At 72.3% G+C, this 11,586-nt stretch carries 9 protein-coding genes and 1 pseudogene; 7 read left to right on the forward strand and 3 right to left on the reverse strand.

Translation table 11 applies throughout. The features are described from left to right. The 4 genes and pseudogenes from KS423_RS25415 to KS423_RS25430 form a co-directional block, all read left to right on the forward strand. Window positions 1-632: pseudogene (locus KS423_RS25415) on the forward strand (hypothetical protein); the annotation flags it as partial. 123 nt (window positions 633-755) lie between these two features. Further along, a complete protein-coding gene (locus KS423_RS25420) occupies window positions 756-1,409 on the forward strand; it encodes a GNAT family N-acetyltransferase (protein ID WP_224282090.1) in 654 nt (217 codons plus the stop codon). 500 nt (window positions 1,410-1,909) lie between these two features. Then, entirely contained in the window at window positions 1,910-3,547 is a 1,638-nt protein-coding gene (locus tag KS423_RS25425; RefSeq protein WP_224282091.1) for a M4 family metallopeptidase, read from the forward strand. A 391-nt stretch (window positions 3,548-3,938) separates the two neighbouring features. Further along, window positions 3,939-4,865, forward strand: a complete 927-nt coding sequence (locus KS423_RS25430; RefSeq protein ID WP_224282092.1) for a CPBP family intramembrane glutamic endopeptidase — start codon at window positions 3,939-3,941, stop codon at window positions 4,863-4,865. A 112-nt stretch (window positions 4,866-4,977) separates the two neighbouring features. Here the strand turns inward: KS423_RS25430 and KS423_RS25435 are convergent, their stop codons facing one another. Continuing rightward, entirely contained in the window at window positions 4,978-5,970 is a 993-nt protein-coding gene (locus KS423_RS25435; protein WP_224282093.1) for an ABC transporter substrate-binding protein, read from the reverse strand. A 59-nt stretch (window positions 5,971-6,029) separates the two neighbouring features. Next, entirely contained in the window at window positions 6,030-6,806 is a 777-nt protein-coding gene (locus KS423_RS25440) for a MerR family transcriptional regulator (RefSeq protein WP_224282094.1), read from the reverse strand. A gap of 213 nt (window positions 6,807-7,019) precedes the next feature. Here KS423_RS25440 and KS423_RS25445 point away from each other — a divergent pair, with 213 nt between their 5' ends. The 3 genes from KS423_RS25445 to KS423_RS25455 are packed head-to-tail and all read left to right on the forward strand — an operon-like array spanning window position 7,020 to window position 10,473. Next, window positions 7,020-8,591: an NAD(P)/FAD-dependent oxidoreductase gene (locus tag KS423_RS25445; RefSeq protein ID WP_224282095.1), complete on the forward strand. Its 1,572-nt coding sequence runs from the start codon at window positions 7,020-7,022 to the stop codon at window positions 8,589-8,591. Beyond that, complete coding sequence (locus tag KS423_RS25450; RefSeq protein ID WP_224282096.1) at window positions 8,588-9,571, forward strand: alpha/beta fold hydrolase; 984 nt, start codon at window positions 8,588-8,590, stop codon at window positions 9,569-9,571. Before KS423_RS25445 ends, KS423_RS25450 begins: the two co-directional genes overlap by 4 nt. Continuing rightward, the gene (locus KS423_RS25455) at window positions 9,568-10,473 is read left to right on the forward strand and encodes an SDR family oxidoreductase (protein WP_224282097.1); all 906 of its coding nucleotides are present in this window, start codon (window positions 9,568-9,570) and stop codon (window positions 10,471-10,473) included. Before KS423_RS25450 ends, KS423_RS25455 begins: the two co-directional genes overlap by 4 nt. Before the next feature lie 121 nt (window positions 10,474-10,594). Here the strand turns inward: KS423_RS25455 and KS423_RS25460 are convergent. Continuing rightward, on the reverse strand, window positions 10,595-11,586 hold a 992-nt coding region (locus KS423_RS25460; RefSeq protein WP_224282098.1), incomplete at its 5' end, for a PLP-dependent aminotransferase family protein.

Genomic DNA, 11,586 nt, shown 5'->3' on the forward strand with positions numbered 1-11,586 from the left:
CGGCCCAGAACCAGCCGCCGGTTCCGGTACCGGTCCCGGACCCGGTCGCAGGTCAGGGCGGCAGCCGGACCGGTGGTGCGGGCACGGCTGCGGGCGGGTCGTCGGGCGGTCAGGCGAGCCGGCCCGGCGGCGGCAATCCGCCCAACCCGCCCGCCAACCAGAACCCGCAGCCGCCGGCCCAGACCACCGATGGTGGCACCACCGGCGCCCCGCAGAGCCCGAGCCGCCCCGCGTCCTGCGGTGGCAACAGCTGGAGCACGATCGTCAGCGTGAAGGACGGCCGTGCGATCGGGATGCGCGACGACAACCTGAACGGCGACAACCCGATCGTGGTCGGCGGTCACGCGCAGTACGGCTGGGTGCGCTCGACCAACCCCGGCGCGTGGATCCTCTTCAACGCCTGCAACAACGGCGGCCCGCTGATGGTCCAGACCATGGACGGGAAGGTGGTCCTGAACAGCGGGTTCAGCTTCCTCACCAACTGGACGGTCCGCACCGGAAGTTCGGCGGGTTCGTACACCCTGGGCGACTACCAGAACCAGAGCTGCATGACCAACAACGGCCCCGGCAACGCGGTGACCATGGTCACCTGCACCCCCGGCAACACCGCCCAGGAGTGGCGGCTCCAGTAGGGAGACCCGTGGGGCGGGCGGGCCCTGCGGGCGGAGAGTGTCCGAGGGATGGTAATCGCGGCGCGGGGTGCGAGTGGCCTGGGAGGCTGCCGAGACCATCCCCGTCGTCGTGAAGGAGGAGCCGTGGGCTCCAGTGCCGTCGTACCGCCGTTTCTCGAAGGGCCGCTGCTGGAGGGTGAGTTCGTCCGGCTGGAGCCGCTGGAGCCCGGACATGCGGCCGGCCTCGCGGCCGCCGCGGAGGAGGACCGCAGCGGCTACACGTACACCTGGGTGCCATCGGCCGGCGAGGTGGGCGGATACATCGACGCCCAACTCGCCCGCAGGGGCGCGGGATTGCTCGCCCCGTACGTGCAGGTGGACCGGGTGTCCGGCCGGGTGGTCGGTGCGACGGCGTTCTGGGACCCGCGCCGTCGGCCCGAGGACGGTTCACTGTTCGCGATCGAGGTCGGGTTCACCTGGCTCGCGGCCTCCGCGCAGGGGAGTGGGCTGAACACCGAGGCCAAGTACCTACTGTTCCGACACGCCTTCGAGGCGTGGGGCGTGGCCCGGGTCGACCTCAAGACCGACGCCCGCAACGGCCGTTCGCGGGCGGCGATCGCGAAGGCCGGGGCGACGTTCGAGGGCGTGCTGCGGAACTGGTCGCGATCCTGGGCGCCGGGGGAGGCGGGGAAGCTGCGGGACTCGGCGGTCTTCTCGATCACGGACGAGGAGTGGCCGTCCTGCCGGGCCGGTCTGGAGCGGCGGCTCGCCGAGCTGCGCTCCGGGAGGCCGCGGTGACGGCGTCGGGAAGCCGATTAGCAGACACCATCCCTCTGGGCAAGGGGGATCGGGTGGCGGAACCTCGCCACCCCGGTGTCAAGGAACCGTATGGAATCTTCTACACACATGTAAAAGTCGATCGAGGGCCGGCCGGCCCCGCGGGTCGAATCGGCGTTCGGTGGCGGAGCGTCCGTCGGCGCAGGCGGTCGGCCGTCGCTCGGGCTGGAAGCCCTTCGCGGGATGTGGTGAATTGCCCCGGTTCGGTGGCCGATTGGGAGTCCTTTACCCAATGGCGGGACCAGGCCAATCACTGAAGCAGACCTGTCAATGCACCTGCTGGATTGTCATGCTTCTGTTCATCCCCCGGCGGTAGCCCCACCCCCACCCCTTGGTGGCGAGCCGCTCGACTGCGCGGGGTTCTCGCACGTCAGTGCCCGTCCCGCCCCACAGGTGCCGACCCGGCTCCCCGGGACGTGGTGCGACCGCGTCCAGACGCGGTTTCCCGGAAGGACTCGTACGTGAAGCGTAAGCTCGCGGCCGTCGCCGTACTCTCGGCCACGGCCCTGTTGACCGGTGTGATCCAGGTGAGCACCGCCGCCCAGGCCGCTCCCACCCCCTCGCTGCAGGCCCAGGCCGCCCAGCAGCACGCGACCGTGCTCAAGCTGGCAGCCGGCCAGGCCGGGCCGCTGGCCAAGGCGCTCAAGCTCGGCGACAAGGAGCAACTGGTCGCCAAGGACGCCGTGGTGGACAAGGACGGCACCCGCCACCTGCGCTTCGAGCGCACCTACGGGGGCCTGCCGGTGATCGGCGGCGACCTGATCGTCCACCAGAAGGCCGACGGCTCGGTGAAGGCGGTCGACAAGGCGGTCGCCGCACGGATCGCGTTGTCGAGCCTGACCCCGGAGATCGCCGCCGATCGGGCCGTCGCTCAGGTCGCCGAGTCGGTCAGGGCCACCGTCGGGGTGACCACCGACGCGGACGAGTCGCCGCTCACCGAGGTCCACCAGGCCGGCCAGGCCGAGCTGGTGGTCTGGGCCATCGACGGCACTCCCCGTCTGGCGTACCGCACCACGGTCACGGGGCTGCGCGCCGACGGCACCCCGAGCCGCCAGGTCCTGGTCACCGACGCCTCCGACGGCCGGATCCTCGCCACCCACGAGACCATCCAGACCGCGGCGGGCACCGGCAACGGTGTCTTCGTCGGCCAGGTCCCGTTGACCACCACCCAGAGCGGCTCGGAGTACCGACTGCAGGACGGGAGCCGCGGCGGTCAGTCCACCAGTGACCTCAACAACGGCACCGACGGGACCGGCTCGCTCTTCGCCAACACCAGCAACAGCTTCGGCGACGGAACCGTCAACAGCCGCGAATCCGCCGCCGTGGACGCCCAGTTCGGTGCCGCCACCACCTGGGACTTCTACAAGAACACCTTCGGGCGCAGCGGCATCCGCAACGACGGCGTCGGCGCGCTGAGCCGGGTGCACTACGGCTCCGACTACGTCAACGCCTTCTGGGACGACAGCTGCTTCTGCATGTCGTACGGCGACGGCAGCAACAACACCGCGCCGCTCACCGAGATCGACGTGGCCGGCCACGAGATGAGCCACGGCGTCACCGCCGCGACCGCCAACCTCAACTACGCGGGCGAGTCCGGTGGCCTCAACGAGGCCACCTCGGACATCATGGGCACGATGGTCGAGTGGTACGCCAACCTGCCCTCCAACCCGCCGAACTACTGGATCGGCGAGCTGATCAACCTGCGCGGCGACGGCAGCCCGCTGCGCTACATGGACCAGCCGAGCAAGGACGGCGCCTCGGCGGACTACTGGGACGCGAACGTCGGCAACCTGGACGTCCACTACTCGTCCGGGGTGGCGAACCACTTCTTCTACCTGCTGTCCGAGGGCAGCGGTGCGAAGACGATCAACGGGTTCAGCTACAGCAGCCCGACGTACGACAACTCCACGCTCGCGGGCATCGGCCGGGACAAGGCCGCGCAGATCTGGTACCGCGCGCTGACCACCTACTTCACCTCCACCACCGACTACGCGGGCGCCCGTACGGGCACCCTCAGCGCGGCGGCGGACCTGTACGGTTCGGGCAGCGCGGAGTACAGCGCGGTCGCCGCCAGCTGGACGGCCGTCAACGTCAACTGAGCCTTTTCCAGGGGGCTTCGGGCTTGCGTCAGGCCCGGAGCCGAACCGGCCCGGGCCTGGACCGATCAGGCCCGGCCCGGGAGCGCGTCGAGGCCCCGCCGGGCCGTGGGTGCCGGCCGGCGGGAGAGTACGGCGGGGGCGACGGTGAGCGGACCACCGTCGCCCCCGCCGGGTGACGCCTGACGATACGTCAAATTCTCTTCTCTTGCAGCTTCCGTTCCGATCCGTGGCGCAGGGGGCGGCGGGCGGCAGGGCGCGGGGCGCGAAGTAGCACGTCCGGTCGGCCTCCGTACACCCAGAAAACTCGACCATCGGGTGGTAGTGGACAACTCCCTTGGCCGGTAGTGTGCTTGGTTCCAGGGCGAACATCCTGATCCGTAGCGTCCTCGGCATGACGCTACTGACACAAACCCCGCCGAGCGCCGTCCGGCGGCGCGGCCTGCTGGTCTACCTGGTGCTCGCCTACGCCGGGATGTGGGCGGCCATGGCGCCGTTGCTCGCCGACGGCTACCAGCGTGCCGACGCCCGGGAGGAGGTCGGCACCCTGGAGCAGCTCTGCATCGGGGCCGCCATGCTGGCCCCGGCGCTGGCGGCGCTGCTCGTGGTCCGCTTCGTCGAGCGCGGCGGCGGAGTGCGGGAGGCGCTCGCGCTGTGCCGGCCCCGGCCCCGCGCGGTTCGCGCCTGTCTGCTGCCGCTCGGGGTGCTCGGCGGACTGACGGCCGTGGCGCTGGCGCTCGGTGCGCTGGTGGGCAGCTACCCGTTCGCCGGCTTCGGCTCGCTGGACCCGGGGCGGGTCGGATCGTGGGCGGTTCAGGGGTCGATCGGGATGGTGCTCTCGCTGCCACTGTTCTTCGGTGAGGAGATCGGCTGGCAGGGATTCCTCTTTCCCCGGCTGCTACAGCTCGGCGGGGGCTCCGGCGGTGCGGGCGGCGGCACGGCGGCGCTCGTCCGGGCATACCTGCTCACGGGGACGGCCTTCGCGCTCTGGCACCTGCCGACGCTGCTGATGGGCGGCCAGTACCCGGGGCGGCCCTGGTACCTGTCGGTGCCCGCGCTGACGGTGAGCTGTGTGCTCGTCCTGCCGGTCTTCACCTGGCTGAGGCTGCGCTCGGGGTCGGTGGTCCCGGCGGTGCTGGCGCACGCCTTCACGAGCAGCATGAGCGTGTCGATGGTCCGGGAGTTCGCCGACCCGGATGCCGACCTGGACCCGCTCACCATGTCGCTGGCCGGCTGGCCCGGTTGGATCGTCCTCGGCGGGTTCGTGGCCTTCCTCGCGTTCACCGGGCGCCTGCGGCCGGGCCGGTACGGGCGGGGGTGACGGGAGGGGCGACGGGCGGCGGATGACAGGTGACGGATTTCAGATGACAGATTTCATCATCTGTCATCTGAAATCTGAAATCTGTCGGCCGTCACCTGTCGCCTGTCAGCCGTCACCCGCCTGCCGACGCCAGGTCCTTGCGGATCTCGCCCAGGATCAGCCCGGCTCCCGTGTAGCCGATGCCGAGCATCCACAGGTTGTCGTCCACCCGGAACACCCGCCCGCTGCGGACGGCACCCAGGTTCTTCCAGAGCGCTCCCTCGGTGATCTTCCCCTGGTCGGACTTGGCCGCGTCCCCGTACACCGAGTAGAAGATGACGTCGGCCGCCGCCTGGTCCACCTGCTCGGGGCTGATCTCCATCGAGAAGCCGGGCTTGTCCTGGTTGGCGGGCCTGCCGAGCCCGAGGTCCTTGAACAGCGAGCCGACGAAGGTGTCGTTCAGGTAGAGCCGGGTCGACGCACCCGCCAGGAAGCGGGCCATCTCGACCCGGGTGGCCGCCGCCCTGGCCGGACCGCCGAGCGCGGTGACCAGGTCCCGCAGCTCGGCCCGGTACGCCGCGTCCGCCGCATCGGCCTCGGCCTGGCGGCCCAGCGCCTCGGCGTGCAGCCGGACGTTCTCCTTCCAGGCAGGCCCGGTGGTCTTGGAGAGCACTGTCGGCGCGATCTTCGACAGCTCGTCGTACCGCTTGTCGTCGCGGACCTGATTGCTCAGGATGAGGTCCGGCCGCAGTGCCGCGATCGTCTCCAGACTGGGCTGGCCGATGGCCCCGACGGGCTTCGTCCCGGCCAGCCGTTCGGCGGGCAGGTACGCGGGGAAGGCGGCACCCGCGGTGACGGTCGTGGCGCCGACGGGGCTGAGGCCGAGCGTGACCACCGAGTCCAGTGCGTCGGTGTCCAGGGCCACCACCCGGCTCGCCCGCGCCGGAACGGTGGTCTCGCCGCGAGCGTGCCGGACCGTGCGGGCGGCGCCGGAGCCGGACGAGCCGAGGCCGGACGGACCGGGGCCGGACGCCGAGGAACCCGGCCCGCACGCGGCGAGCGCGAGGCCCGGGGCGAGCCCGAGGGCGAGACCGAGAGCGGCACGGCGGCTGAGCGGTCGGGTCATCGGCGGCACCTCCAACGTCCGGGCAGGGCGCGGGAATCCCTGCCCGCACAGCGGCCCGGCTACGCCTCGGAACCGTTCTCCCGTCGCTGGCGCAGGAGTTCGACGTACTCGACGTGCACCCGCCGGTCCATCGCGAGGGTGAACTGGGCGTCCGCGACCGTGCGCGCCAGCGGCCGCACCCGCAGGATGCGCTCGGTGAGCCGGGCCGCCTCGCCGGGCGGCAGCGGGGTGTCGGTGGCCAGCGCGCTGAGCAGGTGCTCGCTGACCACCTCGATGAAGATCTCGGCGATGGCGTCCACGTGTTCCCGGGTGCGCCGGCTGGCCTCCAGCACCGCCGAGAGCGGCACCCCCTCCGCCACCAGCTCCGTGGTGGCGTCCATCAGCCGGCGGCTGACGTGGGTGATGCCGTCCTCCTCGACGGTGATGTAGCCCTGGGCGATCGACTCGGCGGTGTTCTCCTCGGTGAGCTGGTCGCCGAAGGCGGTCTTCAGCTCGTCCCAGTCCAGGCGCACCGGGGTCTCGTCGGACCACGGCGCGACGATCGCCGCCTCCAGCCCGATCAGCTCGGCGACGTCCCTCCCGCTCTCGCCGGCGCCGATCAGCTCGGCGATGCCGCCCAGGGTGTGGCCGCGTTCGAGGAGTTCGCCGATCATCCGCAGCCGGGCGAGGTGCTCCTCGCCGTACCAGGCGATGCGGCCCTCCTTGCGAGGTGGCTGAAGCAGTTTGCGCTCGCGGTAGAAGCGCAGGGTGCGGGTGGTGATGCCGGCGGCCTCGGCCAGTTCCTCCACCCGGTACTCGCGTTTTCTGTCGCCCGCAGCAGCTCTGACCTTGTCCACGGCGATCAGCATAGGACCGCCGGCCCGGAAGGTTCCCCGAACCGGAGCCGTCGTGCTTCTTCCATCCGGTGTCAGCAAGGGCTACCCTGCCAATCATGCCAGTGATTACTGGCGCGATTGGCGGGGTCCCGGAGGCGGGCCCCCGGGAGGTTCCGGGGCGCAGACCCCCGGGAGAGCGCGACGAGCACCGTCCCACCCTCAGGAGGTTGCCGCATGGCATCCAGCAGCAAGCGCCCCCGCTCCGGCGCGTCCGCAGCGACCGACACCACCGCTGCGCAGGAGCCCGTCCCGCACGTCCGGGTGGCGGTGATCGGCTCCGGCTTCGGCGGACTCGGCGCCGCGGTCCGACTGCGTCGTGCCGGGATCACCGACTTCGTGGTCCTGGAGCGGGCGGACTCCGTCGGCGGAACCTGGCGCGACAACAGCTACCCCGGCTGCGCCTGCGACGTGCCCTCGCACCTCTACTCCTTCTCCTTCGCACCCAACCCCGACTGGCCGCGCAGCTTCTCCGGCCAGCCGGACATCCGCGCCTACCTGGAGAAGGTCGCCACCGTCTTCGGCCTCCGCCCCCACCTGCGCTTCGACACCGAAGTGCTGGAAGCCCGGTGGGAGAGTGAGCAGACCCGCTGGCGGATCACCACCTCGGCGGGCCAGTGGACCGCCGACGCCATCGTCTCCGCCGCCGGACCGCTCGCCGACCCGCAGATCCCCGACCTGCCCGGACTGAGCGCCTTCCCGGGCAAGGTGTTCCACTCCTCCCGCTGGGACCACGACTTCGACCTGACCGGCAAGCGCGTCGCGATGGTCGGCACCGGCGCCTCCGCCGCCCAGATCATCCCGTCGATCCAGCCCGAGGTCGGCAAGCTGACGGTCTTTCAGCGCACTCCGGCCTGGGTGCTGCCGCGCCGCGACCGCGAGATCACCCAGCTGGAGAAGTGGCTGCACGGCCGCCTGCCGGTCACCGCGAAGATCCGCCGCGGCACCCTGTTCGCTCTCCGGGAGATCCAGGTGGACGCGTTCGTGCGCCGCCCCGGCCTGCTGCGCCTGGTCCAGCAGCTCGCCGAACGCCACATCGCCCAGGGCGTCCCCGACCCGGCGCTGCGCGCCAGGCTCACCCCGGACTACCGGATCGGCTGCAAGCGCATCCTGCTCAGCAACACCTACTACCCGGCGCTCGCGGCGGCCAACACCGAGGTCGTCTCCTCCGGTCTGCGTGAACTGCGCGGCTCCACGCTGGTCGCGGCCGACGGCAGCGAGCACGAGGTGGACGCCATCGTCTTCGGCACCGGCTTCCACGTCACCGACATGCCCATCGGCGCCAGGGTGTTCGGCGTCAACGGCACCAGCCTGGCGGAGGAGTGGAAGGACGGCATGGAGGCGCTGCGCGGCTCGACCGTGCACGGCTTCCCGAACCTCTTCTTCGTCATCGGGCCCAACACCGGCCTCGGCAACAGCTCGATGATCCTGATGATCGAGTCCCAACTGAACTACATGATCGACGCGTTGACCACCCTCGGCTCGATCGGCGCCACCGCGATGCAGCCCACCGTGCGCGCCCAGCGGCAGTGGAACCTCGAACTTCAGCACCGGATGGACCGCACCGTCTGGACCACCGGCGGCTGCCTCAGCTGGTACCTCGACCCGAACGGCAAGAACACCGTGCTCTGGCCCGGTTCCACCACCTCGTTCCGCCGGGCCACCCGCAAGGTCGACCTCGGCGAGTACGAGCTGATCATGCGCGCCGCACCGGCTGCCGCCCGCACCGTCCAGGAGGTCTCCGCGTGAATGGCGTTCACCTGCCCGAGGAGTACGAACCTCTCGTTCCGGTCGAGGAGTCGGGTGTACGGTCGGCGGACGGCATCCGGCTGCACGTCGAGGTGCACGGCCAGCCCGGTGCGCCCACCGTGGTGCTGGCGCACGGCTGGACCTGCTCGACCGTCTTCTGGGCCCCGGTGATCCGCCGGCTCGCCGACCGCTACCGGGTGGTGGCCTACGACCAGCGCGGCCACGGGCACAGCGAGGTCCCGCCGAGCCGGGCCCGCTACTCGACCCGGGCGCTGGCCGAGGACCTGTCCGCCGTGCTCGCGCGCACCGTTCCTGCGGGCGAGCGGGCCGTGCTGGCCGGGCACAGCATGGGCGGGATGACCATCATGGCCGCCGGTGGCCGGCCCGAGGTCGCCGAGCGCACCGCCGCGGCCGTCCTGATCTCCACCGGGCCCGGCGACCTGGTGGCCGAACTCGCCGTCCTGCCGCCGGCCGTGCGGTCCCGGGGCCTGCGGCGCTTCCTGCACCGGCAGCTGCTGCGCTCCCGGATGCCGCTCGGACCGGTCTCCCCGTTCAGCCGGATGGCGCTCAAGTACGCGACCATGGGGCCGGGTTCGCCCGCCGGACAGGTCGAGGCGACGGCCCGGATCGTGCACGCCTGCCCGACCGCGGTCCGCGCCAACTGGGCCGTGGTGCTGGACCGGCTGGACGTCCATGCCGGGCTCGCCCGGCTTGCCGCGCCCACGGCGGTGGTGGTCGGCACCGACGACCGGCTGACGCCGCCGGTGCACGCCCACCGGATCGTCGCCGAACTCCAGGACTCACAGGGGTTGTTGCTGCTGCCCGGGGTCGGCCACATGTCTCCGCTGGAGCGTCCGGCGGAGGTCGCCGCCGAGATCCACCGGATGGCCTCCGCGTACCTGACGGCCGCGCCCGCGGTCTCTCCCGCGCCCGCCGGCGCCGTTCCCGCTTCCGTCGACGAGAGGACCGCCGTCGCATGAACGCCATCCCGCCGTTGTCCGCGCAGGTCGTCGTCGTCACCGGGGCCGCGCGCGGCGTCGGCGCGTCGCTGGCCCGCAAGCTCGCCCGGTGCGGGGCCGAGGTGGCCCTGCTGGGGCTGGAGCCGGAGGAGCTGAAGGCCGTCGCCGCGCAGTGCGGCCCGTCCGCGACCAGCTGGGAGGTGGACGTCACCGACCTCGACGCGCTTGAGGACACCGCCCGGCGGATCAAGGAGCACTACGGGCGGATCGACACCGTCGTCGCCAATGCCGGGATCGCCATCGGCGGGCCGCTGACCGACAGCGACCACAAGGCGTTCAGCCGGGTCATCGAGGTCAACCTGCTCGGCAGTGTGGCCACCGCGCGGGCCTTCCTGCCGGCGCTCGCCGAGAGCCGCGGGTACCTGCTCCAGATCGCCTCGCTCGCCGCGCTGACCCCCGCGCCGCTGATGAGCGCGTACTGCGCCAGCAAGTCCGGGGTGGAGGCCTTCGCTCACTCGATCCGCGCCGAGGTCGCCTACCAGGGGATCAAGGTCGGTGTCGGGTACCTGAGTTGGACCGACACGGACATGGTGCGCGGGGCCGACCAGGACGCCGTGCTGAAGCAGATGCGTTCCAGGCTGCCGTGGCCGGCGAACAAGACGTATCCGCTGGAGCCCGCGGTGAACCGGATCGTCGCGGGGATCGCCCGCCGGTCCGCCCACGTCTACGCGCAGGCCTGGCTGCGCGGGATGCAGCCGGTCCGCTGGCTGCTGCCGAGCCTGATCGCGGTGGTCGGCTCCCGGGACGTGGCCCGGATCGCCCCCCAGCTCGCCGCCACCGCCGCGAGCCGCCTGCGCGCCGTCGGCGCCGGGGGTGCGGCGGACACGGCGGTCCGGGGGAGCCGGAGCGGGGCGGGTGACTGACGGCCGGCGGCCGGCGGCTGACGGTTGACAGCGGACGGTCGAGGGACGACGGCGAACGGGCGACAGATGACAGCTGACAGATTTCGAAATCTGTCAGCTGTCATCTGTTCGCGGTCCGTCGTCACCCACCCCCCTGCGCGATCCCCGCCAGCGTCCCCAGCGCCCGCGCCAGCACCGGCAGCGGCGGCGAAGCGAGCCCGACCCGGACGGCGGAGGGCGAGCGCCGGGGATCGACGGCGAAGGCCGCCGCGGGCGTGACCGAGATCCCGGCGCGCTCCGCCTCCGCGACGAAGGCCTCCGCCCGCCGGCCCGCCGGCAGCTCCCACCACAGGTAGTACGAGCACGGGTCGGACCGCAGCCGTTGTCCCGCCAGCACCTCGCGCGCCAGCAGCTGCCGGGCCGTCGCATCGGCCCGCTTCGCCGCCTCCACCGCGGCCAGCGTGCCGTCCCCGATCCAGCGCACCGCCGCCTCCAGCGCGAAGCCGCTGGGCGTCCACCCGCCCGAGCGCAACGCGCCCGCCACCCGCTCGTGCAGCGCCGCCGGGACGACCGCGAACCCGGTGGTCAGCCCCGGGGCGAGCCGCTTGGAGAGGCTGTCCACGAGTGCCGTGCGCTCCGGCGCGAGCGCGGCCAGCGGCGCCGAATCGGGCCGCAGGAAGGACCAGATGGCGTCCTCGACCACCGGCAGGTCGAGTCGCCGCAGTACCGCCACGAGCTCCGCGGCCCGATCCCCCGGCAGGCTCGTACCGAGCGGGTTCTGCAGGCGCGGCTGGACGTACACCGCGCGCAGCGGTGCGGCCCGGTGGGCGGCCGCCACGGCATCCGGCAGCAGTCCGTGCTCGTCCATGGCCAGCGGTACCGGCACGATGCCCAGCCGCTCCGCCACCGCCTTGACCACCGGATAGGTCAGCTCCTCCACGCCCAGCCGCTGCCCTGTCGGCACCAGTGCCGACAGGGCCCCGGCGATGGCCTGCCGTCCGTTGCCGGCGAACAGCAGCGCGCCCGCCCCGACCTCCCAGGAGTCGACCGACACCAGTCCCGCGAACGCCCGCCGGGCCGCGCCCGTTCCGGCCGCGCCGGCCGGCCGCAGCGCGTCGCCCAGCGCGTCCGGTC

It is taken from the genome of Streptomyces sp. LS1784, assembly GCF_020103755.1.
Lineage (GTDB): Bacteria > Actinomycetota > Actinomycetes > Streptomycetales > Streptomycetaceae > Kitasatospora.

Bases quoted from the DNA above. Each gene is read 5' to 3' on its own strand.
- KS423_RS25455 (WP_224282097.1), top strand. From the start codon at position 9,568: ATGAACGCCATCCCGCCGTTGTCCGCGCAGGTCGTCGTCGTCACCGGG.
- KS423_RS25435 (WP_224282093.1), bottom strand. From the start codon at position 5,970: ATGACCCGACCGCTCAGCCGCCGTGCCGCTCTCGGTCTCGCCCTCGGG.
- KS423_RS25445 (WP_224282095.1), top strand. From the start codon at position 7,020: ATGGCATCCAGCAGCAAGCGCCCCCGCTCCGGCGCGTCCGCAGCGACC.
- KS423_RS25430 (WP_224282092.1), top strand. From the start codon at position 3,939: ATGACGCTACTGACACAAACCCCGCCGAGCGCCGTCCGGCGGCGCGGC.